The sequence below is a fragment of the Roseateles sp. genome, assembly GCF_052436255.1.
Lineage (GTDB): Bacteria > Pseudomonadota > Gammaproteobacteria > Burkholderiales > Burkholderiaceae_C > Pelomonas.
Genome location: NZ_JBQVNP010000004.1, coordinates 22926 through 46519 on the forward strand (window position 1 = coordinate 22926; position 23594 = coordinate 46519).

Annotated in this window: 23 protein-coding genes; 18 read left to right on the plus strand and 5 right to left on the minus strand. The window is 70.1% G+C overall.

Translation table 11 applies throughout. The annotated features are described in order from the left end of the window. The first annotated feature begins 92 nt into the window (after nucleotides 1-92). A complete protein-coding gene (locus tag ACT6S0_RS01720) occupies nucleotides 93-1682 on the plus strand; it encodes an acyl-CoA ligase (AMP-forming), exosortase A system-associated (RefSeq protein WP_444762187.1) in 1590 nt (529 codons plus the stop codon). Continuing rightward, nucleotides 1679-2941, plus strand: coding sequence for a pyridoxal-dependent decarboxylase, exosortase A system-associated (locus tag ACT6S0_RS01725; protein WP_444762188.1), 1263 nt, complete (start codon nucleotides 1679-1681; stop codon nucleotides 2939-2941). The genes ACT6S0_RS01720 and ACT6S0_RS01725 overlap by 4 nt, the downstream gene beginning before the upstream one ends. Here the strand turns inward: ACT6S0_RS01725 and ACT6S0_RS01730 are convergent. Both ACT6S0_RS01730 and ACT6S0_RS01735 read right to left on the minus strand, forming a co-directional pair. Then, nucleotides 2938-3672 (minus strand): arginyltransferase, encoded by a 735-nt coding sequence (locus ACT6S0_RS01730; protein WP_444762189.1) that lies wholly within the window; start codon nucleotides 3670-3672, stop codon nucleotides 2938-2940. The genes ACT6S0_RS01725 and ACT6S0_RS01730 overlap by 4 nt on opposite strands. Continuing rightward, nucleotides 3669-4400, minus strand: coding sequence for a leucyl/phenylalanyl-tRNA--protein transferase (locus ACT6S0_RS01735; RefSeq protein WP_444762190.1), 732 nt, complete (start codon nucleotides 4398-4400; stop codon nucleotides 3669-3671). The genes ACT6S0_RS01730 and ACT6S0_RS01735 overlap by 4 nt, the downstream gene beginning before the upstream one ends. Before the next feature lie 15 nt (nucleotides 4401-4415). On the opposite strand from ACT6S0_RS01735, the gene ACT6S0_RS01740 reads away from it, so the two are divergent. The 10 genes from ACT6S0_RS01740 to ACT6S0_RS01785 all read left to right on the plus strand — a co-directional run bounded on the left by ACT6S0_RS01740 (nucleotide 4416) and on the right by ACT6S0_RS01785 (nucleotide 12154). Next, a complete protein-coding gene (locus ACT6S0_RS01740) occupies nucleotides 4416-4781 on the plus strand; it encodes an arsenate reductase (protein ID WP_444762191.1) in 366 nt (121 codons plus the stop codon). Continuing rightward, complete coding sequence (locus tag ACT6S0_RS01745; RefSeq protein ID WP_444762192.1) at nucleotides 4781-5485, plus strand: riboflavin synthase subunit alpha; 705 nt, start codon at nucleotides 4781-4783, stop codon at nucleotides 5483-5485. Before ACT6S0_RS01740 ends, ACT6S0_RS01745 begins: the two co-directional genes overlap by 1 nt. Nucleotides 5486-5494: 9 nt before the next feature. Beyond that, nucleotides 5495-6463: a magnesium/cobalt transporter CorA gene (gene corA / locus ACT6S0_RS01750; RefSeq protein WP_444762193.1), complete on the plus strand. Its 969-nt coding sequence runs from the start codon at nucleotides 5495-5497 to the stop codon at nucleotides 6461-6463. Nucleotides 6464-6604: 141 nt separating this feature from the next. Then, nucleotides 6605-7156, plus strand: a complete 552-nt coding sequence (locus tag ACT6S0_RS01755; RefSeq protein WP_444762194.1) for a hypothetical protein — start codon at nucleotides 6605-6607, stop codon at nucleotides 7154-7156. Between the two features lie 15 nt (nucleotides 7157-7171). Then, nucleotides 7172-7390: a DUF3820 family protein gene (locus ACT6S0_RS01760; RefSeq protein ID WP_444762195.1), complete on the plus strand. Its 219-nt coding sequence runs from the start codon at nucleotides 7172-7174 to the stop codon at nucleotides 7388-7390. A gap of 119 nt (nucleotides 7391-7509) precedes the next feature. Then, on the plus strand, nucleotides 7510-8376 hold the full coding sequence (locus tag ACT6S0_RS01765) for an ABC transporter ATP-binding protein (protein WP_444762196.1): 867 nt from the start codon (nucleotides 7510-7512) through the stop codon (nucleotides 8374-8376). Continuing rightward, nucleotides 8373-9953, plus strand: a complete 1581-nt coding sequence (locus ACT6S0_RS01770; RefSeq protein ID WP_444762197.1) for a hypothetical protein — start codon at nucleotides 8373-8375, stop codon at nucleotides 9951-9953. Before ACT6S0_RS01765 ends, ACT6S0_RS01770 begins: the two co-directional genes overlap by 4 nt. A 56-nt stretch (nucleotides 9954-10009) precedes the next feature. Then, entirely contained in the window at nucleotides 10010-10525 is a 516-nt protein-coding gene (locus tag ACT6S0_RS01775; RefSeq protein ID WP_444762198.1) for a hypothetical protein, read from the plus strand. Nucleotides 10526-10639: 114 nt separating this feature from the next. After that, a complete protein-coding gene (gene sigJ, locus ACT6S0_RS01780; protein WP_444762199.1) occupies nucleotides 10640-11626 on the plus strand; it encodes an RNA polymerase sigma factor SigJ in 987 nt (328 codons plus the stop codon). Nucleotides 11627-11737: 111 nt separating this feature from the next. After that, the gene (locus ACT6S0_RS01785; protein ID WP_444762262.1) at nucleotides 11738-12154 is read left to right on the plus strand and encodes a carboxymuconolactone decarboxylase family protein; all 417 of its coding nucleotides are present in this window, start codon (nucleotides 11738-11740) and stop codon (nucleotides 12152-12154) included. 19 nt (nucleotides 12155-12173) lie between these two features. Here ACT6S0_RS01785 and ACT6S0_RS01790 read toward each other — a convergent pair whose 3' ends face one another. After that, on the minus strand, nucleotides 12174-12845 hold the full coding sequence (locus tag ACT6S0_RS01790; protein ID WP_056272553.1) for a hypothetical protein: 672 nt from the start codon (nucleotides 12843-12845) through the stop codon (nucleotides 12174-12176). Between the two features lie 37 nt (nucleotides 12846-12882). Further along, nucleotides 12883-13671, minus strand: a complete 789-nt coding sequence (locus tag ACT6S0_RS01795; protein WP_444762200.1) for a HEAT repeat domain-containing protein — start codon at nucleotides 13669-13671, stop codon at nucleotides 12883-12885. Nucleotides 13672-14045: 374 nt separating this feature from the next. Here ACT6S0_RS01795 and ACT6S0_RS01800 point away from each other — a divergent pair, with 374 nt between their 5' ends. From ACT6S0_RS01800 to ACT6S0_RS01815, 4 genes are all read left to right on the plus strand, one after another. Beyond that, entirely contained in the window at nucleotides 14046-15119 is a 1074-nt protein-coding gene (locus ACT6S0_RS01800) for an NAD(P)-dependent alcohol dehydrogenase (protein ID WP_444762201.1), read from the plus strand. After that, nucleotides 15116-17794 carry a bifunctional acetate--CoA ligase family protein/GNAT family N-acetyltransferase gene (locus tag ACT6S0_RS01805; RefSeq protein WP_444762202.1) on the plus strand — a complete coding sequence of 893 codons (2679 nt, stop codon included), beginning with the start codon at nucleotides 15116-15118 and terminating at the stop codon, nucleotides 17792-17794. Before ACT6S0_RS01800 ends, ACT6S0_RS01805 begins: the two co-directional genes overlap by 4 nt. Nucleotides 17795-17994: 200 nt before the next feature. Beyond that, nucleotides 17995-18345: a hypothetical protein gene (locus ACT6S0_RS01810; protein ID WP_444762203.1), complete on the plus strand. Its 351-nt coding sequence runs from the start codon at nucleotides 17995-17997 to the stop codon at nucleotides 18343-18345. Between the two features lie 9 nt (nucleotides 18346-18354). Further along, a complete protein-coding gene (locus ACT6S0_RS01815) occupies nucleotides 18355-18603 on the plus strand; it encodes a DUF2933 domain-containing protein (protein ID WP_444762204.1) in 249 nt (82 codons plus the stop codon). 309 nt (nucleotides 18604-18912) lie between these two features. Here ACT6S0_RS01815 and ACT6S0_RS01820 read toward each other — a convergent pair whose 3' ends face one another. Further along, on the minus strand, nucleotides 18913-20385 hold the full coding sequence (locus tag ACT6S0_RS01820; protein WP_444762205.1) for a hypothetical protein: 1473 nt from the start codon (nucleotides 20383-20385) through the stop codon (nucleotides 18913-18915). A 119-nt stretch (nucleotides 20386-20504) separates the two neighbouring features. Between ACT6S0_RS01820 and ACT6S0_RS01825 the strand changes: the two genes are divergently transcribed. Both ACT6S0_RS01825 and ACT6S0_RS01830 read left to right on the plus strand, forming a co-directional pair. Then, nucleotides 20505-22436, plus strand: coding sequence for a winged helix-turn-helix domain-containing protein (locus ACT6S0_RS01825; protein ID WP_444762206.1), 1932 nt, complete (start codon nucleotides 20505-20507; stop codon nucleotides 22434-22436). Nucleotides 22437-22476: 40 nt separating this feature from the next. Then, nucleotides 22477-23391 carry a DUF6929 family protein gene (locus ACT6S0_RS01830; RefSeq protein WP_444762207.1) on the plus strand — a complete coding sequence of 305 codons (915 nt, stop codon included), beginning with the start codon at nucleotides 22477-22479 and terminating at the stop codon, nucleotides 23389-23391. Nucleotides 23392-23594 lie beyond the last annotated feature (203 nt).

The window sequence follows — 23594 nt, forward strand, 5'->3', positions numbered from 1 at the left end:
CGCCCCCTCGGCCCAGGGGCGGCCACCCCTTGGCCTCGGGGGCGCATGCGATACTTTTTTCCCGCTTATTGACCTCCTGCCGGCCGCGCTTCATGCCCGAATCGACCCTGTTGAACGAGTTGGTGGCCGTTGCCGCCGAGCGCACGCCTGAGGCGCCGGCCCTGACCTATGGCGGCGTGACCCTCGGTTATGGCGAACTCGACACGGCCGTGCGGGGCTTTGCCAGCGGACTGATGCAACTGGGTCTGGCGCGTGGCGAGCGGGTTGCCATCTACCTGGAAAAGCGTTTCGAGACCGTCGTCGCCAGCTTCGGTGCCCCGGCGGCAGGCGGCGTCTTCGTGCCGCTGAACCCGCTGCTCAAGCCGGAGCAGGTCGGCTTCATCCTCCAGGACTGCGATGTGCGCGTGCTGGTCACCTCGCCCGAGCGCCTGGCGCAGCTGGGTGACGTGCTGACGCAGTGCCCGTCGCTGCGCCATGTTGTGCTGACCCGCGGCTCGGGCGGTGCGCCGGTGCCGGTGCACGACTGGCTCGAACTGCTGGCTTCGCCGGCGCGGGCTGGCCACCGCGTCATCGATACCGACATGACGGCCATCCTATACACCTCGGGCTCGACCGGCCGGCCCAAGGGCGTCGTGCTGTCCCACCGCAACATGGTGGCCGGCGGCAAGAGCGTGGCGAGCTACCTGGGCAACCGCGCCAGCGACACGCTGCTGGCTGCCTTGCCACTGTCTTTCGATGCCGGCTTCAGCCAGTTGACGACGGCCTTCCACAGCGGCGCGCGCGTCGTGCTGCTGAACTACCTGCTGCCCAAGGACGTGCTCAAGGCCATGGAGCGTGAGAAGGTCACAGGCCTGACCGCCGTGCCGCCGCTCTACATCCAGCTGACGCAACTGGAATGGCCGGCCGCCATCGATGCCAACTTGCGCTATTTCGCCAACACCGGCGGCCGCATGCCGCGCGCGACGCTGGACCTGCTGCGCGCCAAGGCGCCGTCGGCCCAGCCCTTCCTGATGTATGGCCTGACCGAAGCCTTTCGCTCGACCTATCTGCCGCCCGAGGAGGTGGACCGCCGCCCCGACTCCATCGGCAAGGCCGTCCCCAACGCCGAGATCCTGGTACTGCGCGAGGACGGCAGTGAATGTGGCCCGGACGAGCCGGGCGAGCTGGTGCACCGGGGCGCCCTCGTCGGCCTGGGCTACTGGAACGATGCCGAGAAGACGGCTGAGCGCTACAAGCCCTTGCCCGTGGGCGTGGGCGGGCGCGAGGGCGGGCTGCAGTTGCCGGAGTTCGCCGTGTTCTCGGGCGACACGGTCAGGCGCGATGCCGAGGGCTTTCTCTACTTCGTCGGCCGCCGTGACGAGATGATGAAGACCTCGGGCTATCGGGTCAGCCCGACCGAGGTCGAGGAAGTCCTGTACGCCACCGGCCTGGTGGGTGAATGCGTGGCCTTCGGCGTCTATCACGACGCGCTCGGCCAGGCCATCCAGGTCATCGCGACGCCGCCCGAAGGTGCCGCCGAGCTGGACCTGGCCGCGCTGACCGCTGCCTGCAAGGCGCGCATGCCGGCCTACATGGTGCCGCACGGCATCCTCGCCCGCCAGGGCCCGCTGCCGCGCAATCCGAATGGCAAGATCGACCGCAAGACCCTTTCGACCGACTGGCTTGAGCGCAATGCTGCATGACTGATTCCGTCCCGACCAAGCGCGTCCTCGGGCATGCGCCCGTGCTTTTTCCCCGCGACGCCAACGGCGAGCTGCTGGTCGGCGGGCAGCGCCTGTCGGTGCTGGCGGAGCGGGTCGGCCAGACCCCCTTCTATGCCTATGACCGCGGGCTGTTGAAGGCCCGCGTGGCCGAGTTGCGCGCAGCGCTGCCGCAAGGCGTCGAGCTGCATTACGCGATGAAGGCCAACCCGATGCCGGCCCTGGTCGGGTTGATGGCCGAGTTGGTGGATGGCATAGACGTGGCCTCGGCCGGCGAGTTGCAGGTCGCCTTGAACTGCGGCGCGGACCCGCACGAGATCAGCTTCGCCGGCCCCGGCAAGCGCGACATCGAGCTGGGCCAGGCCGTGGCCGCCGGCGTGCTGGTCAACGTGGAATCGGCGCGTGAGCTGGTTCCCCTGGCGCGTGCTTCGCAGCGCCTGGGCCTGCCCGCGCGGGTGGCGCTGCGCGTGAACCCGGACTTCGAGCTCAAGGGCTCGGGCATGCGCATGAGCGGTGGCCCCAAGCAGTTCGGCATCGACGCCGAGACCGTGCCCGAGGTGCTGGCCGAGGTCGGCCGCCTGGCGGGCGACGGCATTGCCTTCGAGGGCTTCCACCTGTTCGCCGGCTCGCAGAATTTGAAGGCCGAGGCCATCTGCGAGGCGCAGCTCAAGAGCTTCGAGCTGGCCCTGCGGCTGGCCGAAGGCGCACCGTCGCCGGTTCGGTTCCTGAACCTGGGCGGCGGTTTTGGCATTCCCTATTTCCCGGGTGAGTCGCGGCTGGAGCTGTCCGCCATCGCCGACAACCTGGGCGCCTTGCAGGCGCGTGCCAAGGCGGATCTGCCGCTGGCCAAGCTGGTCATCGAGCTGGGCCGTTATTTCGTCGGCGAGGCGGGCATCTACGTCAGCCGCATCGTCGACCGCAAGCTCTCGCGCGGCCAGGTCTTCCTGGTCGCCGATGGCGGCCTGCACCATCACCTGTCGGCGTCCGGCAACTTCGGCCAAGTGCTGCGCAAGAACTACCCGGCGTCCATCGAGCCGCAGGGCCGCCGGGAAGCAGCGACCGAAGCCGCCAGCGTCGTCGGCCCCTTGTGCACTCCGCTTGACCTGCTCGCCGACCGCATGGAGATGGCGCGGGGCGAGATCGGCGACCTGGCCGTCGTCTATCAAAGCGGCGCCTACGGCCGCAGCGCCAGCCCGGAGGGCTTTCTGGGGCACCCGGCCTGCGTCGAGGTGCTGGTTTAGGCCGCGTCTTCCCAGGCGCCGTTCTGCAGGATCTGGTAGGGCCTGAACCCGGCCTTGTAGGCCATCTTCGGGCTCTCCGCGATCCAGTAACCCAGGTAGAGGTGGCTGAGCTTGAGCTCGCGCGCCTGGCCGATCTGCCACAGCACGCCGTAGGTCCCGAAGCTGCCCGGCACATCCGGGTCGTAGAAGGTGTAGACCGCCGACAGGCCGTCGTTGAGGATGTCGAGGATCGACACCATGCGCAATGGCGCGCTGCCGTCGGGCAGGGTTTCGCGGAACTCCACCAGGCGGGAGTTGATGCGCGACTGCAGCAGGAACTGCGTGTACTGGTCGACGCTGTCATGGTCCATGCCGCCGCCGGAATGCCGGCCCGCCTGATAGCGCAGGTAGAGCGCATAGTGCTCGGGCGAATAGCCCAGGCGCATGACCTTGGCCTGCAGGTGCTGGTGGGTCTTCCAGGCGCGGCGCTGGGACCGCGTCGGCTTGAAGCGTGTCACCGGCACGCGCAGCGCGATGCAGGCGCGGCACTGGTCGCAATAGGGGCGGTAGGTGAACAGGCCGCTGCGGCGGAAACCCGCGGCGACGAGGTTGGAATAGGCGTCGGCGTGGATCAGGTGGCTGGGCGTGGCGACCTGGGAGCGCGCCTGGCGGCCCGCCACATAACTGCACGGATAGGCGGCCGTGGCATAGAACTGGATCTGCGCAAGGGGCAGTTCTTTGGGGTGGGTCACGTGGTGTGCAGGAGCCGGTGCCAGTAGCCTGGATGATAGGTCCACGCTTGCGGCGAGGGCTCGCTGACATGGGCCGCAAGATGGGCTTCGAACACGTTTCGCGGCACTTCGGCGGCGCCCAGCGAGGCCAGGTGGGGGGTGTTCTGCTGGCAGTCGATCCACGGGATGCCGAACTCGCGACACAGGCAGACCAGCGCGCACAGCGCGATCTTGGAGGCGTCGGTGCGGCGCATGAACATGGACTCGCCATAGAACATGCGCCCGAGGTTGACGCCATAGAGCCCGCCCGCGAGTTCGCCGTCCACCCAGGTCTCGACGCTGTGCATGGCGCCCCAAGCCAGGTAGGCGGCCTGCAGCTCGGGCACGATCCAGGTGCCCGACTGCCCCTCGCGCGGCGCGCTGGCGCAGGCCTGCAGCACCGCCGCGCGGTCATGGTCGATGCGGATCTCGCAGCCGGGCGCGGCGGCGAAGCGCTGCACCGCCTTGCGCAGCGAGCGCGACAGCTTGAAGTCGGCCGTCTGCAGCACCATGCGCGGGTCGGGCGCCCACCACAGCGGCGGCTGGCCGGGGCCGTACCAGGGAAAGATGCCGCGGCTGTAGGCCGCCTGCAGGCGCTGCGGTGTCAGCGTGCCGCCGGCAGCGAGCAGACCCGGTGCGTCGGTGTCGGCGCCGAGCGCCCGGTGGCTGGGCGGGAAGTCGAGGGTCGCGTCGTCGAGCCAGTCGATCATGGCCGTCAACTTAACATGGCGCCCATGATCACCGTCTACGGCATCCCCAACTGCGACACCGTCAAGCGCGCCCGCGCCTGGCTGGCCGAACAAGGCCTGCCAACCGTCTTCCACGACTTCAAGAAGCAGGGCGTTCCCGCGCACCAGCTGCCCGAGTGGCTGAAGGCCTTCGGCCGCGACAAGCTGGTCAACCGCGCCGGCACGACCTGGCGCAAGCTCGATGAGGCCACCAGGGCGGCCGTCGTCGACGATGCCTCGGCCACCGCGCTGATGCTGGCCGAGCCCAGCGTCATCAAGCGCCCGGTGGTGCGCTGGGCGGATGGCAGCCTGAGCCTGAGCTTCACGCCGGAGGCCTTTGCGGCCAGGAAGGAGGCGCGCTGATGTTCACCGGCATCGTCCAAGGCGTGGCTCGCGTGCAGGCCATTGAAGCGCGCGAGGGCTTGCACACGCTGCACCTGAAGTTTCCGGAAGGTTTCGACGCGGAACTGGCCGTTGGCGCCAGCGTGTCCTGCGACGGCGTCTGCCTGACGGTCACGGAGCGGCCGGAGCCCGGGGTCGCGCGGTTCGACGTGATGGGTCAGACGATGAGCCTGACGACGCTGGGCGGGCTGCAGCCGGGCTCGGGCCTGAACGTCGAGCGCGCCGCCAGGGACGGCGCCGAGATTGGCGGCCATCCGCTGTCCGGCCATGTCGACGTGTCCGCCCGCATCGCCGAGATCCGCCGGCCCGACAACAACCACGTCATCCGCTTCGCCGTGCCGGCGCCGTGGATGCGCTATGTGTTCGCCAAGGGCTATATCGGCGTCAACGGCTGCAGCCTGACCGTGGCAGAAGCCCAGCGCGAACGCGATGGCTCGGGCTGGTTCGAGGTCTGGCTGATTCCCGAGACATTGCGCGTGACGACCTTTGGCGACAAGGGGGTGGGCGACGCCATCCACATCGAGATCGACCGCAGCACGCAGGTCGTCGTCGACACGGTGCGCGACGCGCTGGACGAGAAGCTGGGCCCGCTGCTGCCGGTGCTGGAAGCCATCGCGCGGGAGCGTGGCATCGACATCACCCAGCTTGCGCTGCCGCGCAGCTGAGAGCGCGCCATGCTGATCAACAGCGCGGTCTATGAAGATGGCCGCATCGTGGCCGAGCCGGCGCTGGAGGGTGTCTCCGAAGCCCTTGAGACGACGTCCGGCTTCATCTGGATCGCCTTGCGCGACCCGGGCGATGAGGAGCTCGACCTGCTGCAGTACGAGCTGGACCTGCCGCCTCTGGCTGTCGAGGACGCCCGCAAGGGCCTGCAGCGGCCCAAGCTGGAGGAGTACGGCGACATCCTGTTCGCCGCCATGCACCTGTTGGAGGCCGGCCCCGACGGCCTGGAGGTCGGCGAGGTGCATGTGTTCGTCGGCAACCGCTTCGTGGTGTCGGTGCGGCACCGCAGCGCCCAGGGTTTTCTTGGCGTGCGCGACCGCGCCGAGCGCGAGCCCGAGCTGCTGCGCCAGGGGCCGGGTTTTGTCTTTTATGCCTTGATGGACGCGGTGGTGGACCGCTACTTCCCGCTCATCGAGGCCATCGAGGCCGAGCTGGACCAACTGGAAGAGACGATGTTCCAGCCGCGTCAGGACCGCCAGGCCGTCGTCGAGCGGCTGTTCGGCCTCAAGCAGCGGCTCACCACACTGCGCCACGCCGTCACGCCGCTGCTGGACGTGGCCTCCAAGCTGCACGGTGGGCGCGTGCCGGTGGTCTGCAAGTCCATGCAGGACTATTTCCGTGACGTCTACGACCACCTGCTGCGCATCCAGGCCAGCATCGACGCCGCGCGCGAAACCATCATTGCGGCCACCCAGGTCAACCTGACGCTGGTCTCCATCGACGAGTCGCTGGTCACCAAGCGGCTGGCCGCCTGGGCCGCCATCTTTGCGGCGTCCACAGCGCTGGCCGGCATCTGGGGCATGAACTTCGAGAGGATGCCCGAGCTGAGATGGGCCTTCGGCTACCCGATGGCGCTGGGCATCATCGCCGTTGTCAGCGGGGCGTTGTACTGGCGCTTCAAGCGCCTGAAATGGCTTTGAAGTGAAAAGAGCGTCCGGCCCCACAGACACAGGCGCGCGGCGAGAGGAGCGTCACCTGACGACCATCGGGTTGGCCTTGCTGCAGGGCGTGGGTTGCCGGCTCAGGGCCTGATGCGCTGGCGGCCTTCGCGTGCCGCGGGCATGTTGCTGGTGCTGGCGGTGCACGGCCTGGCGGTCTGGCTCATCTGGCGCTCGCTGGCCAGCCGTGAGCCGGCGCACGCGCAGCGATGGACGGTGATTCGATGGCTGCCGCTGCCATTGCAGCCCGCTGCCGAGAAACCCGCGCCGCCGGTGGCGCGACGCGCCGATGTCAGGCCCGCGATCACGGGGGCAGCGCCGGCGCCGGTCTCGCAGGGCGAGGCGGCGCAAGGTGACGCGCCGGCCCAGCCGAGCGTTGGCGCGGGCGCAGCGCGCGCCGGTGCGCCGGTCGCGGTGCCGCTGGTGTTGCTGCCCTCCAAGGAGGTATTGCGCGGCGCGCTGGCCAATCCGGCGACGCAGGATCCCCGCGCCAACTCGCCGCGACCGACGGCCGAGGAGCGCATGGCCATGGCCATCGACAACCAACTGTGTGTGCGCGAGGAGCGCTTGCCCGACGGCTCGGTGCGCCGCTGGATGGGGCGCCTCAAGCGCACGGCCAGCGCCATCGAGACGCGGACGGGGCACCGGGGGATCGACCTCTCCGTGTGCGAGTAGGCGGACACTGCCGCGATGAACCCGGAAGACCTCCTCAAGCTCGTCACCACCGAGATGCCCTTCGGCAAGCACCAGGGAACGCAGATCGCCGATTTGCCCGCCAACTACCTCCACTGGTTCGCCCGCGAAGGATTCCCCAAGGGCGAAATCGGGCGGCTGCTGGCGCTGATGCAGGAGATCGATCACAACGGCCTGGGCGAGCTGCTCAAGCCCCTGCGCGGCCGGCGCTGCTGAACCGGCTCAAGCCGCGCTTCCTTCCGTTTAAGGCGCCGCCTCTGCGGCCCGTCGGATGGCCGTTTGAATCGGCAAGGACCCTCCCTAGCCTGCGAGCCATCACAGATCAGGAGGCGGCCATGCTGCAGATACAGGACGTCGTCAAGACCTTCGGAAAACTCAAGGCCGTCGATGGCGTGTCGCTCGACCTTCAGCCCGGTGTCGTCGGTCTCATCGGCCACAACGGCGCGGGCAAGAGCACGCTGATGCAGATGCTGGCCACGCTGTGCAAGCCCAGCAGCGGCCGCATCCTGCTCGACGGCCAGGACATCGTCGCGAGACCTGAGCTGATGCGCCGCCGCCTGGGCTATCTGCCGCAGGACTTCGGCGTCTACCCGCACCTGACGGCGCTGGAGTTCCTGCAGTACTTCGCCGCGCTCAAGGGCGTGCGCGACCCGCGCCGCCTGCAGGCCCTGCTGCAGCTCGTCAACCTGCATGAACAGGCCCACCGCCCCGCTGCGGGTTTCTCGGGCGGCATGCGTCAGCGCCTGGGCATTGCGCAGGCGCTGCTGAACGACCCCGATGTGCTCATCGTCGACGAGCCCACCGCCGGTCTGGACCCCGAGGAGAGGCTGCGCTTTCGGCATCTGCTCGGCGACCTGGGGCGCCAGCGCCTGGTCATCGTGTCGACCCACATCGTCTCGGATGTGGAGAACATGGCCTCCCACCTGGCCGTCATGCGCAATGGCCGGCTGGTGGCGTTCGAGACACCCGACGCCGTGCTGGCGCGTGCGGCGGGCCAGGTGTGGACGGCGCTGCTCGAGCCCGCCGACTACGAGGCGCTGCGCGCCCATCTGCATGTGCTGCAGGCCCAGCCCCAGGGCGGGCGCATGCAGGTGCGCATTGCCCACCCGACGCGGCCGTTCGCCGAGGCGCAGCCGGCGCAGGCCAGCCTGGAAGAAGCGCTGATGGCGCAGCGCTATGCCGATGCGCGGGTGGCCGCATGAACTGGGGGTTGCACAACGCGCTGGTGCTCAATGAATGGCGGCTGCGCAGCCGCCGTGTCAGCAGCCTGGTGATCCTGCTTGCCGTCGTGGCCTTGAGCTGGCTGATGGTGCTGGACCCGCAAAGCGGCATGGCCATGATGGTCACGGGCAAGCAGCGCGTGGCCTACGAAAGCGAAGCGCTGGCCTTCGCCACCACGCTGATCGCATCGCTGCTGTTCGGGCTGGCCGGCTTTTATCTGGCGCGCGGGCGCAGCCAGGAGGACCTGCGTACCGGCACCGCCGCCGTGCTGGCCGCCACGCCGGTGTCCAACGCGCAGTGGCTGGGCGCGCGCTGGCTGGGCGCCTTCGGTTTTTTGATGACGCTGGGCATCGTCGTCATGCTGACCATCTGGGTGCTGCAGCTGGTGCGTGGCGAAGGTCCGCTGCAGCCGCTGCCCTATCTGCAGATGCTGGTGCTGGGTCTGGCGCCGGGGTTGATGCTGTGCGCCAGCCTGGCCGTGCTGTCGGACGCCTGGGCGCCGCTGATGGGCAAGCGCGGTGACGCGCTGTACTGGGTCCTGTGGATGCTGCAGTTCGCCTTCATCCCGGTCTTCTTGGGGCCGGGTGGCGCGGTGGGCTTGAGCGGCTGGCAGCTGTTCGACATCAACGGCGTGTCGCCGCTGCTGGTGAGCATCAGCCGGTTGATGGAGGTCAGCAGCATGAGCGTGGGCGGCGGGCCTTTCGATGCCTCGCTGCCGCTTCTGCACATGCCCGAGGGGCTGTGGACCCGGGAACTGGTGGCGCTGCGACTGGGCTCGATGCTGCTGGCGCTGCTGCCGCTGTGGCCCGCAGCGCTGCTGTTCCACCGTTATGCGCCCGACCGCGTCAGGTTGCGCCAGGCCGGCGGTCGCTGGCAACTGGTGCGGGCCCTGCTGTGGTTGCTGCAGCCGGTGATGCGGCCCTTCAGCCGCGTACTGGGGCGCCTGATGCGCGTTGCCGCGCGGCTGCCGGGCTGGCCCGGCCGCTGGCTGGCGGACGTCGGCCTGGTGCTGCTCAGCCAGCCCCTGCTGGCGCTGGGGATGCTGGGCTGCGCGGTGGCGTCGGCCTTCGTGCCTGTTGAGGATCTGCCCGGCCTGCTGGCGGTGGTGCTTTGCGCCTGGGGCATGGCGATGGCGGACGTCAGCTCACGGGACCCGCAGAGCGGCACGCTAGCCCTGGCCAGTGCTACGCCGGGCGGTGCGCTGGAGCGCGGCTGGCGGCAGGCGCTAGTGGCCTTCGGCTTGGGGCTGCTGGTGGCGGCACCCGCCATGCTGCGCTGGTCCGCCGAGGCCCCGCTGCGCGCGCTGGCCTGCGGCACCGGCCTGCTGTTCCTCAGCGCGGCGGCCGCGCTGTTGGGCCGGCTGACGCAGGGGTCGCGCACCTTCCTGGCCCTGTTCCTGTTCGGGCTCTACCTGAACCTGCAGAAGACCGGCATCGGCGCGCTGGACCTGCTGGGGCTCAGCGGCGACGCTCACTGGGGCAGCGTGGCCGGCTTTGCACTCGCGGGCTTGCTGGGCTTTGCCAGCCTGCTGGTGCTGCCCCGGTGGCGTCGGACCTGAGGCGCAGGCGGTGACCTACAGCAGCACCGCGCCGGCTGGCGCACCATTGGCTGGCCATGACCGCACGTTTGAACGTCCTCTCCCTGCTGGTGGCCGGCCTGCTCGGCATGCCCGCCAGCGCCGAGGAACTGCCGCGCTCGCCCGGTTGCCGCACGGCGTTGCAAGCGCTGGAGCAGGCCGAGGAGGCCATCGCCGCCACGGCCGCAGCCTCGGCCGCCACCGTGCCCGATCGTGAGCGCCAGCGCAGCGTGGCCGCGCGTCTGCAACCGCTGCGCCAACGTGTGGCCGACGCCTGCCTGGGCGGGCTGACCACGTCGCCGCCGCCGTCGCAGCGCACCTGGACGCCGCCCTCGCCGGCCCGGCCCTCGGCAGCGGTACCGCGACCGCCAGCCTCACCGCCGCCCTTGCCACCCGTGCACATCCCGCGCGTCGAGGCGCCGGTGACCGTCAGCAACTGCAATGCCGCCACCTGCATCGCCAGCGATGGCTCGACGCTGACCCGGGTGGGCCCCAACCTTGTCGGCCCGCGCGGGCTGTGCACCGTCCAGGGCAACTTCCTGCACTGCCCCTGAGGTCTTGCCCTGACGCCTTCCCCCGGCGCATGCCGCAGCGGCGCCGTGACGCATGGCAACATCGGCCGGCGCCGGGCGATGTCACAAAGACCGGGGCTGTTTCGTCTGTCGGGCATGAACGCCGAAAACCCTCTCGCCGCGGCAACGACCGCCCCCGCCGACCTGTCGCCGCCCGCCCGCGCGCGCCGTTTCGACCAGGAGCACGCCCGCCGCCTGCGCGCGCTGGCCTATCGCATGCTCGGCTCGCGTGCCGAGGCCGAGGACATCGTGCAGGAGGCCTGGCTGCGCTGGGCCGACGTGGACGAAGCCACCGTCGAGCACGCCGGCGCTTTCCTGTCCCGGCTGGTCACCCACCTCTGCCTGGACAAGCTGCGTTCCGCCGCCCATCAGCGCGAGCACTACGTGGGCGTCTGGCTGCCCGAGCCGCTGCTGGAGGACGAAACCCTGTTCGGCTGGGCGCCGGGCCCCGACAAGCAGGCCGAGTTCGCGCAGGACGTGTCCATCGCCTTCATGCTGGCGCTGGAGCGCCTGTCGCCGCTGGAGCGTGCGGCCTTCCTGCTGCACGACGTGTTCGACCTGGACTACGACGAGATCGCGCGGCATCTGGACCGCAGCGAGCCCGCCTGCCGCCAGCTCATCAGCCGCGCGCGCAAGAACGTCAAGGTCGACTACGCGCGCCGTGAAGTGGCGAAAGAGGAGGGCGAGCGACTGGTGGCCGCCTTCATGCACGCGGTGCGCAGCCAGGACGTGTCGGCGCTGGCGCAACTGCTGGCCGAGGACGCCGTGATGCTGGCGGACGGTGGCGGCAAGGTCAGCGCCGTGCCGCGGCCGCTGCACGGCGGTGCGCAGATCGCGCGCGTCTTCATCGGCTTTGCGCAGATGCCCACCAGCCGCGCCTGGCGCATGGTGCCGGCACTCGTCAACGGCCTGCCCGGGTTGCTCATCATCGACACCGCCGCAGGCGGGCGCCTGGTGCAGACGATTGCGCTCGCGCCGGCACAGGCCGACGGCCAGGTCGGCGCGCTCTACATCCAGCGCAACCCCGAAAAGCTGGCCGCCCTCGCAGCGCGTGTCACAAGCGCCACGGCTGATCCGTCTTGAGGATGAGGCCGGCAATCTCGCAGGCCGCCACAGCCCAAGGACATCGCCATGAGCACACACGCCCCCCGCCTCGACTACTTCCGCCAGTCCGCCGACCTGTCCAGGAAGTACATGGACTTCGGCATGGCCTTCCGCATGGACAAGACGCTGGCCCTGCTGGTGGACATCCGCGCCTCCCAGCTCAACGGCTGCGCCTTCTGCCTGGACATGCACGTCAAGCAGGCCAAGATCCACGGCGAGCGCGAGCTGCGCCTGCACCACGTGGCCATCTGGCACGAGTCGCCGCTGTTCACGCCCAAGGAGCGTGCCGGGCTGGCCTGGACGGAACTGCTGACGCACATCCCGCGCGAAGGCATCTCCGACGCCGCCTATGCCGAGGTGCGCGAGCACTTCCCCGACGAGGAGCTGTCGGAGCTGACCTGGCGCGTTGCCGCCATCAACGGCTGGAACCGCATGAATGTGGCCTTCCGCAACGTGCCCGGCTCGCTGGACAAGATGTTCGGGTTGGAGAAGGCCGGACTGAGCTGACGCGGCGCACCGCGCCGGCTCAGATGCTGTAGCCGGGGTGGGTGGCGAAGGCGTTGTCGATGACGAGGTTGCCGCGCTGGCGGGCGCGTTCACGCATTGCCGAGGTGGTGCGCGCGCCGGCGGCATAGAACCACCACAGGTAGAGCGCGCCATACATCCACGCGCCTTCGTGGCCCCAGCTGGAGTCGGCGCCATCCTTGCCCGCACCGAACACGGAGCCGGCCGGGAACTTGGCGTTGTGCGACTTGCCGCCGGCGTGACGCGCCTCGTGGATCAGCGTCTCGGCACGGCCGGGCACGTCCTTGGTGTAGAAGAAGCCGAGGTAGACCTCGACCGTGTCGCCGCTCGCTCGCGCAATGGCCGAACCGTCGCCGCATTTGCTGCGCAGGTCGTCGATGTTGTTGCGCACATAGCGCCGGCCCCAGTTGAGGATGGGCGAGTTCCAGCTTTCGTTCTGGTAGTCCTGGGCCGAGTAGGTGAGCAAATAGCAGCCGTTGAAGGCGCGCGCCAGCGGCTTGCTGGTATTGCAGGGGTCTTCCCAGCCGAAGCCGTCGTCCCAGTAATTCTTGTTGCCCTGGAAGCCGTAGGCGTTCCAGAAGTAGTCGATGTAGGCCTGGTTGCAGATGACGGCACCGTAGAGGTTGTCGCCGGAGGCATTCTTGTCAGGCACAGAGTAGGTGCACGTGGCCATGGAGGGCTCCTGTTGCGGGGTCAGAGGGCGGCTGCTGTCAGTGCTTGCAGTCGCAATCGCCGTCACCGTCCTTGCCGCCGCCATTGCCCTCGGTGCCGCAGCCGCTGCTGGGGTTGAGGTCATGGGCCGGCACATCGCGCTCTTTGGCCTTGAGATACAGGCCGCCCTGCGCCTGCGGCGCCTGGCGCACGTCGATGCGGCGGATGCCGAGGATGAAGTGGTCGCGCTCGGGCAGGGTCTGGCGCAGCGTCTCTTCGGCCTTCTCGCCGCCGTGTGTCAGATAGCCCTGGACGGCGGCGCGCCGCACGGAGAAGTTCTCGTGACCTGTGTGGCGCAGCAGCAGTTCGCAGGCGCGCTGGCTGCCGTCGGCGGCCAGCCGCGTCACGGCCTCGACCGCAGTGGTGCGGATCATGACCTCCTCGCCCGCCGTGGTGAAGCCGTGCGGGTCGGCCGAGCGCTCTTCAGGGATGCGGCTGCTGAGCAGCCGGTCCAGTGGGTCGAGCGCGCTTTCGTGCTTGAGCTCGGCCATCAGCTGCACCAGCGCCCAGCGGTCGAGGTAGCGGTCCTCGGCCAGGCGGCCGACCTCTTCGGCCAGGGCGTGCACGACTTCCTTGCCGCGCCGCGCCAGCCCGTCGAGCGCCTGCTGGTAGCAGCGCTCGGCAACCTCGCCCGCGCCGCCCATGCGGTTGATGGTTTCGACGATGCGCGCCGCTAATTCGGCATCGACGCTGCGTTCGAAGTGGAAGGGGTTGGCCATCGCCTGCACCTCCAGCCGGTCGTCGGCCGTGAGGCCTGGAGTATCTGCGGCGCGCAGTGTCGGTTCCATCGCGGTCCCTTCTGTGCCATCAGGCTGGCACGGGCATGCATTGCTTCGCTGCAAAACGCAGCGAATGACCCCGGGGCCCACCCGTCGGGCAAGTCCTCCAAGGTGTGGTCCGGGTGAAGCCAATTTAGTAGGCATACCGCGCCAAGTCTTCCTTTCGATAGGGGACGCGGTGGGTTCTAGGGGCAGGGTCCACCTGCCCTGTTGCAACTGACACAGCCATGCGCGTCCTTTGAGCTAGCGCAAGCTGCAACGCGGCGTGGGGGCCTACCCTCTCGCGGCGCTTCCACCCTCGATACCCCGGCAAGCCTGGGGCTGGGGGCGGGCCGACGTCATGGAACCCTTCCAGGCGCGCTGCGCCTTTTGGAGAACTCACCATGGCCATGATGAAAGCCGCCGTCTTCGTCGAACCCGGCCGCATCGTGCTCGACGACAAGCGCATCCCCGATGTCGGCCCTCAGGACGCGCTGATCCGCATCACGACGACGACCATCTGCGGCACCGACATCCACATCCTCAAGGGCGAGTACCCGGTCGAGCGCGGCCTGACCATCGGCCACGAGCCGGTGGGCGTCATCGAGAAGCTCGGCTCGGGCGTGCGCGGCTACCGCGAAGGCCAGCGCGTCATTGCCGGCGCCATCACGCCCAGCGGCTGGAGCGCGGCCTGCCTGTGCGGCTGCGGCTCGCAGGACGGCGCCGGCACGGTGCATGGCTGGAAGGCCATGGGCGGCTGGCGCTTCGGCAACACCATCGACGGCTGCCAGGCCGAGTACGTGCTGGTGCCCGACGCCATGGTCAACCTGGCACCCGTGCCCGACTCGCTGAGCGACGAGCAGGTGCTGATGTGCCCCGACATCATGTCCACCGGCTTCAGCGGCGCCGAGAGCGCGGGCGTGCGCATCGGCGACACGGTGGCCGTGTTCGCGCAAGGCCCCATCGGCCTGTGCGCGACGGCCGGCGCCAAGCTCAGCGGCGCCTCGATGGTGATCGGCGTCGACCGCCTCGCCAACCGCCTGCACATCGCCACGCAGATGGGCGCGGACCATGTCATCGACGCCAGCAAGGCCGACCCCATCGAGGAAATCATGCGGCTCACCGACGGCCGGGGCGTGGACGTCGCCATCGAGGCGCTGGGCACGCAGCAGACCTTCGAGGCCTGTTTGCGCGTGCTGCGGCCGGGCGGCACGCTGTCCAGCCTGGGCGTCTATTCCACCGACCTGACCATCCCACTGGGCGCCTTTGCGGCCGGCCTGGGCGACCACCGGATCGTCACCACCCTCTGCCCCGGCGGCAAGGAGCGCATGCGTCGGCTGATGGCCATGATCGCCTCGCGGCGCGTCAACCTGGAGGCGATGGTGACCCACCGCTTCAAGCTCGACGACATCGAGACCGCCTACGAGCTCTTCGGCCACCAGCGCGACGGCGTGCTGAAAGTGGCCATCACGCCGTGAGCATCCGCCACCTCGACCAACTTCTCTCGCCGCGCTCGGTCGTCGTGGTCGGCGCCTCCAACCGCCCCGGCAGCGTCGGTGCGACCGTCTGGCGCAACCTGTGCGCCGGCACGTTTGCCGGCCCCGTTTTCGGCGTGAATCGCAAGCACGCTGAGCTGGACGGCGTGGCGCTGGCCGCCCGTGTCGGCGACCTGCCCGAGGCGCCCGACCTGGCCGTGCTGTGCACCCCGCCCGACACCGTGGCCGGCCTCATCGCCGAGCTGGGCGAACTGGGCACGCGCGCCGCCATCGTCATGACTGCCGGCCTGAGCGTCGCGCAGAAGCAGGCCGCGCTCGACGCTGCACGGCCGCACCTGCTGCGCCTGCTCGGCCCCAACTGCCTGGGCCTGCTGTCGCCGCGCATTGGGCTGAACGCCAGCTTCGCCCACATTGATGCGCTGCCCGGCGACATCGCCTTCGTGTCGCAGTCGGGCGCGTTGGTCACGGCAGTGCTGGACTGGGCGCGCTCGCGGCACATCGGCTTCTCGCACATGGTGTCGCTCGGCGAGCGCGCCGACGTCGATTTCGGCGACCTGCTGGACCATTTCGCCAGCGACCCCCATACCCGCGCCATCCTGCTCTACATGGAATCCATCGAGCACCCGCGCAAGTTCATGTCGGCGGCGCGTGCGGCGGCACGTAACAAGCCGGTCATCGTGGTGAAGGCCGGCCGCGCCGGCAACGGCTTGCAGGCGGCCGCGTCGCACACCGGCGCACTCGCGGGGTCGGACGTCGTCATCGACGCTGCCATCCGCCGTGCCGGCATGCTGCGCGTGGAGACGCTGCAGGACCTGTTCATGGCAGCCGAGACGCTGGCGCATTTCCGAGGCAGCCCGCAGAAGGGGCTCACGCTGATGACCAATGGCGGCGGTGCCGGCGTCATGGCGGCGGACGCAGCGGCGCTCGCCGGCGTCGAGCTGCCGCCCCTGAGCCAGGCGTTGCACACCAGGCTCGACGCCGTGCTGCCGCCCACCTGGTCGCGCGGCAACCCCGTCGACATCATTGGCGACGCGCCGGTCGAGCGCTACACGGCGACGCTGCGTGCGCTGCTTGACGCCCCCGACGCCGGCGCGGTGCTGTTCATGCACGCGCCGACGGCCATCGTGCGCAGCGAGGACATCGCTCGCGCCTGCGCCCCGCTGGCGCGCGAGGCGGCGGGCCGGCTGATGAGCTGCTGGCTCGGCGACGCCGGCGTGGCCGAGGCGCGGCGCGTCTTCAAGGCCGCAGGTGTGGCCACCTACGACACGCCCGAGGAAGCCGTGCGCGCCTTCGCCATGCTGGCCCGCTACGCCAGCAACCAGGCCCTGCTCACCGAGGCGCCCACCGCCAGCGAGGCCGGACCCGCGGACCGCGCGGCGGCCCGCGCCGTCGTGGAGGCCGCACTCGCCGACGGCCGCGACATGCTGGACGAGCTGGAGGCCAAGGCGGTGCTGCAGGCCTATGGCATGCCGGTCGTGCCGACGGTCGCGGTCGGCGCCTCGGCCGATGAAGCGGTCGCGGCCGCGGTCGCCATCGGGTATCCCGTCGCGCTGAAGATCCTGTCGCCCGACATCAGCCACAAGTCCGATGTCGGTGGCGTCGTGCTGGCGCTGGCGGACGCCGCGGCGCTGCGGCTGGCCGCCGCGCAGATGCTGGCGCGTGTCCGCTCGGTCAGGCCGTCAGCCCGCGTCACCGGCTTCACCGTGCAGGCCATGGTGCGCCGCCCGCATGCGCAGGAGCTGATCGTCGGCGCCAGCGTGGACCCGGTGTTCGGCCCGGTCATCCTGTTCGGGCAGGGCGGCACGGCCGTCGAGGTGGTGGTCGACCGCGCCATCGGCCTGCCGCCGCTGAACCGCGTGCTGGCGCGCGAGCTGGTGGCCACCACGCGTGTGTCCAGGCTGCTGGCCGGCTACCGCGACCATGCGCCCGCACGCATGGACGCCATCTGCGATGTGCTCGTGAGCGTGTCGCAGATGCTGGCCGACCTGCCCGAGCTCGCTGAGCTGGACATCAACCCGCTGCTGGCCGACGGCGACGGCGTCATCGCGCTGGACGCCCGCCTGCGCGTCACCCCCGCGGCCAGCGCGGGCACTGCGCGCTTCGCCATTCAGCCTTATCCGGCCGAACTCGCCGAGACCTGGGCCTGGCAGGGCCGGCAGCTGCTGGTGCGGCCGATCCGCCCCGATGACGAGGCGCGCCACCTCGCGTTTGCCGGGCAGCTCGCGCCCGAAGACATCCGCCTGCGCTTCTTCAGCACGCGGCGCGAATTGCCGCGCAGCGAGCTGGCCCGGCTGGTGCAGATCGACTACGACCGCGAGATGGCCTTCGTCGTCATCGAGACGCAGCCCGATGGCACGCAGCGCACGCTGGGCGTCGTGCGGGCCATGGCCGACCCCGACAACATCGAGGCCGAGTTCGCCATCATCCTGGCCACCGAGTTGCAGGGGCAGGGCCTGGGCCAGCGGCTGCTGGACAAGATGGTGGCCTACCTGCGCGGCCACGGCACGCAGCGCCTGGTGGCGCTGGTGCTGCGCGAGAACACGGGCATGCGCGAGCTGGCAATGCAGGGCGGCTTCGCTCTGGACACGGCGGGGTCGGATCGCGACGCCTTTCGCTATGTGCTGGACCTGAAATTGACAACCAAACAAGGCCACTGAGGCACCGAGGGAGCGGGATGAAGGCGCCGCTGATCTCTGTGTCTCAGAGGCCGTGTGAGGCCTCACCGCTGCTGGTGCTGTGGGTGCTGTGGGTGCTACCACAGGGCCGGTGCGGTGCGGTGTGGGTGTTCCATTGATTTGCATCAAGCATTGGCCCGTCTGCCAGTGCAATGCTCTGTCCATCCCAACAGGAGGTTCTGATGCATACCGTGTTCGCCCTGATGACTGCCGCTGTGCTGGCGGCTTCCGCGTCCCTCGCCATCGCCCAGTCGGACAAGGACCACGCCGCCCACCATGCTGAGGGCGCGTCCGCCCCGTCCCCCGCAGGGAAGAATCTCACCGCTCCTGCCTTGGCGCCCAAAGCCAAGCCGCGGGCCGCCGTTGCGGCAGCGTCTGCCGCTTCCGGCGCGAAGGGCATGGGCATGGGCGGCTCGGACAAGAAGCAGATGCACGCCGACATGCACAAAGAAGGTGGCATGCATGATCAGATGCATGGCAAGGGCGGCAAGAAGATGAGCGCCATGCCGGCCGCATCTGCGGCGAGCAGGTGATGACCGGTCATGAATGACCTCGTCGCCACTCCATCGCGCTGGCGCTCTCCCCTGGGTGCCTTCATGCTCGTTGCCGGCGCAGTCGGCCTGTACTACCTGTTGACGGAACACGTCGCCCACTTCCGTCAGGCGCTGCCGTTCTTGTTCCTGCTGGCCTGTCCGCTGATGCACCTGTTCCATGGGCATGGGCACGATGGCCATCATGGCCACGGGCAAGGCAAGAGCGGCGCCCAGCCTGAGGATGGCTCTGAGCGCTGATGAAGCGACAAGCTCCCTCGCCGGTCGGTCACGGCGACGGGGCTGAGCGTCGGCCTGGGCGCATCGCGGCCGGCGCCGCGAAGGCTGCAGCGCCAGCAGTGCGACGCCTGCCTTGGGCACTGGCCTGCGTTGTCCGAGCCGGCTCGGCAGTCCTGGTTGGGTTGGCGCTGCGCGGCCGGCCGCTCGGTGCGGGCGGCGCAGCCGCGGTTCGTGATTGCCAATGACAAGCAGGCGCTGGCAATCCGACGGCCTCCTGGCGCTGGCCCGTCTGCCACCCTGGCCGGCCTGTTCGCAGGCCACCTGCCGGCCTCACAGCTTGCGCAGATAGGCCAGCAGCGCCGGCGTCTCGGCGTCGGTGAACGGCCGGTCGATGACCGGTGGCGTGACGCCCGGCTGCGTGGTTAGCAGCGGCGCTGCGGGGTTCTGCACCTGCACGCGCTTGTAGAACTGCTTGTAGTGCTCCAGCATCTCTTCCAGCGTGGCGGCGGTGTTGTTCGAGAAGTAGGGCGCCGTCTGGGCGATGCCGCGCAGGCTGGGGATGTCCATCTTCTGGATGTCTCCCGGCCCGCCCGCCGCGGGGTAGCCGGTGAGCAGCAGCCGGCCGGGGTCGGAGGTGGTGACGCGGGTCACGCACGCGGGCTGCGGTGCGGGGCCGCCGCAAGGGGTGCCCGAGGGCGCGGTGCCGCTGTTGGTGATCTGGTAGGTGCGCACATTGCGCATCTGGCTGGGGCTGCAGGCCGCGAACAGGAAGCGCGCCGGGCTCACGCTGTCCACCGGGCGCGGGCAGGCGGTGATGATGTCGTGATACCGCACCAGCGCGGTGGGTGTACCCATGATGCCCTGGCGTATGGGAGCGCTGCCGCTGGGGTGCGCGCCCAGGTTGCCGTGGCACTGGGCACACGCGCGGTTGAAGACGGTTTTGCCGACGCGCTCCAGATCGCTGAGCACGGGGTCGGGGTCGGGCAGCGCGCTGGCCCCCGCGCTCATGGCCTGGGCAAGCAGCTTCACGCCGGGGCTGGAGAACATCGCGTTCTGGAATGCCGCGAGGTCGTCCAGAAACGAGGTTGGCGCATCCACCGCGGTGGACGCATGGCTGCGCAGCGCGCTTTGGGCCTGGTTCTGCAGCGTGTCGATGCGGCCGTCCAGTTGGTAGCCGCCGCTCGGGTTGGCGCCGCGCGGCCAGGCCGGCGCCTGGCCGTCGGGGCCGGTCAGGCGGGCGTCCAGGATGGAGGGCACGGCGCGCCAGACGTCGACCTGCGTCTCGTCGGTGGCCCGTGCCGAGGCCGGGCAGGGTACGCTGGCGCCGCAGTCCAGCAGCTTGATGTTGGCCGGCAGCGGCAAGGTCACCCGCACCAGGCCATTGACGGTGAGATTGGTGAAATCGCGCGCGGCGGCGCCCAGCACCCGGAAATCGTCCGCGTCGATGGCGCGGAACAAGGGGTCGTCGACGCCGCTGGCGAGCATGGCGGCCAGGCGCTCCTGGGCCCTGGCCGGGCTGAGCTGGAAGCGCTCGGTGGGTGAATGGCAATCGGCGCAGGCCCGGCCATTGCCGGCCATGCCCACCAGCTGGCGGTCGTTGAAGTTGGCCTTGCCGCGGCAGACGGCGCTGGTCTGGTGGGAGGCCAGCGTGGCCGCAGGCGTGAGCAGGCAGCCGTCTTCATCCAGGGCGGCGACGTCGCCCCCGCCACCGCCGCCGCAGGCGGACAGCGTGATCGCCGCCAGCAGCAGCGCCTTCAACGGGTGGCGGTGGCGGGTGAGGAGGGCAGGGCGGATGTCGTTCATGGGGGTGCGGCTCCGTGGGGTCCGCAAGGCGTGGACCGGCACGCCACAATCGCCGGCACCCCGCCGCGCTGTCTTGAACGGCAGTTGAATAATCCCTGAAACCTCCCTGAAGCCGCGCCATGCCCGCGCCCGAACTGCTTGCGTTTGGCGAATTCGTGTTGCAACGCTCCCAGCAGCGGGTGCTGCGGCATGACGGCAGCGAGCTCAGCCTGACGCCGCGCCTGTTCGACGCACTGCTGCTGTTCGTCGACAACCCCGACACGCTGCTGGACAAGGACCGGCTGATGCGCGCGCTGTGGCCGGGCCTGGTGGTCGAGGAGAACAACCTCAGCCAGACCGTGTCCAGCCTGAGGCGCGCGCTGGGCGACGAGCCGGCGGGCAGCCGCTACATCCAGACCGTGCCGCGGCGCGGCTTTCGCTTCATTGCGCCGGTGACGGTGCCCGGCGAGACAGCGCCGCCGGCCGAGCCGGTACCCGAGCCGGTACCCGAGCCGGTGATGACGCCACCCACGCGCGCCACGGCCAGCCACCCGGGCCGGCGCTGGGCCCTGGTCGGCGGCGCTGCCGTGGCGCTGGGCGGCGCATGGCTGTGGCTGCGCAAGCCGGAACCGGCCGCCGACAGCCCGCCCGGCAGCGTCACGCTGGCCGTGCTGCCCTTCAAACCGCTGGCCGCCGAGGGCCGCGACGAATTGCTGGAGCTGGGCATGGCCGACAGCCTCATCACGCGGCTGTCGCTGGTGCCGGGGCTGGTGGTGCGCTCGGTGGGATCGGTGCGGCGCTACGCCGGCAGTGACCAGGACCCGGTGCGCGCCGCGCGCGAGCTGGACGTGGACTGGATCGTCGACGGCTCGCTGCAGCGGCGTGGCGACCAGCTGCGCGTCAGCGCGCGCCTGCTGCGCACCAGTGACGGCAGCGCGGGCTGGAGTGACAGCTTCGATGCGCAGTTCACCGGCGTCTTCGACATGCAGGACCAGATCTCGGCACGGGTGCTGCAGGCGCTGGCGCCGCGCCTGCAGGCCAGCGGCGGCGCGGCCACCGGCCTGCCCGGAAAACCGCTGGGCGGCACGCGCAATACCGACGCCTACGAGTTCTACCTGGCCGCCACCCGCCATGCCCAGGCCCGGCGCGGCGACAGCCTGCGCAAGAGCATCGCGCTGTTCCGCCAGGCGCTGGACGCCGACCCCGGCTACGCGCTGGCCCACGTCGGTCTGGCCGAGGCGCTGCGCGAAACCCTGCTGGCCGCCGACGCCCCGGCCAGCGACGTCTTCCAGCCCGCCAAGCAGGCCGTGCAGCGTGCGCTGGCACTGGCGCCCGACCTGGCCGCCGCGCTGTCGGAGCAGGGCTTCAGCCTCTATTACTTCGACTTCGACTGGCCGGGCGCCGAGCGCGGCTTTCGGCGCGCGCTGGCGGTCAACCCCAATGTGGCGATGGCGCACTTCGGCCTGGCCCAGCTGCTGCTGACGCAGGACCGGCCCGACGAGGGCATGCAGCACCTGCGCCTGGCGCGCGAGCTGGACCCGATGTCGCCCTTCCTCAACACGCTGGAGGCTGGCTACCTGCTGGCGCGCGGCCAGCGCGAGGCGGCCCGCCTGCGGCTGCAAAGGGCCTTCGACATCACGCCGGATTTCTACCTCGCCCACCGCACGCAGGCGCTGCTGCACCTGGCCGACGGCCAGCCCGACCTGGCGCTGGCGGCATTGCGGCGCACGGTGGAACAGGCCGGCGGCAACAGCCGGCCGCAGGCGCTGCTGGGCATGCACCTGGCCCGGCTGGGCCACCAGGCCGAGGCCCGCGCGATCCTTGACCGGTTGCTGCAACGCTCCCAACAGCAATTCGTGCCGCCCATCTCCCTGGCCGTGCTGCACAACGCACTCGGGGAAACGACACAGGCGCTCGACGCGCTGGAGCGCGCCCATGTGGCGCGGGACACCCAGCTGGTGTTTCTGAAAGACGACCCGCGCTGGGCCGGCCTGCGCGAGCAGCCGCGCTTTGTGGCGCTGCTGCGCCAACTCAAGCTCGACCGCTACGGGCCGGGGCTGTCGCCCAGCTGAAGCGGGCGGCTCGCATCATCCGCACCTTTGAAGGATTGGCATGCTCGACGTCAGGGTCCTTCGCACACTGCAGGTGCAAACCGACGGTGGACTGGCTCCCCTGAGCGCCGCCAGCGGACTGGTCAGGGTGGGGCAGCGGCTGTATGTCATTGCCGACGACGAACAGCAGCTCGCCCTGTTCAATCGGGAAGACGACCGCCCCGGCCGCCTGCATCGCCTCTTCAACGGCGAGCTGCCGGCCGCGCCCGAGCCGCGCAAAGCCGCCAAGCCCGACCTGGAGGCGCTGGTGCAGTTGCCGGCGTTGCGGGGTTGCCCCGGCGGAGCGCTGCTGGCGCTGGGCTCCGGCTCGCGCGCGCAGCGACAACGCGCGGCGTTGATGGGCCTGGGCAAGGGCGGCGCGCTGGCGGGGCCGGTCCGGGAGGTCGACCTGTCGCCGCTGTACGGACCGCTGCAGGCCCGGCATGAGCGCTTGAACATCGAGGGCGCCTTTGTCGGCGCTGGTCAGCTTCACCTGCTGCAGCGCGGGAACCAGGCCACGCCCGTCAATGAGCGCATCGGTTTCGATTGGGCCGCGGTGCAAGGCTGGTTGGATGGCGCAGCGCAGACGCCCGAACCGGTATCGAGCACGCGCTACGAACTCGGCGACATCGACGGCGTGCCGCTGTGCTTCACCGACGGCGCCACGCTGCCGGACGGCGGCTGGGTGTTCTGTGCAGCGGCGGAGGCAACCGACGACAACTATGCGGACGGGCCCTGCCGCGGCTCGGCTGTCGGCATCGTGGCCGCCGACGGCCGGCTGCGCGCCATGCTGCCGCTGTCGCTGCGGTGCAAGGCCGAGGGCATTGCCGTGACTGTGGAGAACGGCGCGCTGCAGCTGCTGCTGGTGACCGACCCGGACGATCGCGTCCAGCCGGCCTTGCTGCTGTCGGCATGCCTGGCGGAACCGCGCGCCTAGGATGCGTGGCACCCGGACTTCACGCTCCCACGCTGGCCGCCGTGGGGAAGCTCGCTGGCGCGCCAGGCAAGCCCTGACCCCATCGACCTGCGCAGTAGTTCACGAACTGCACACCACGATCCCGTGTTTTCCCGCATTCGCGGGGATGTGGGCAAGTTTCACTTCGATACAGTTGCGTCCACTGCGCGGTGCTAACGGCTTCA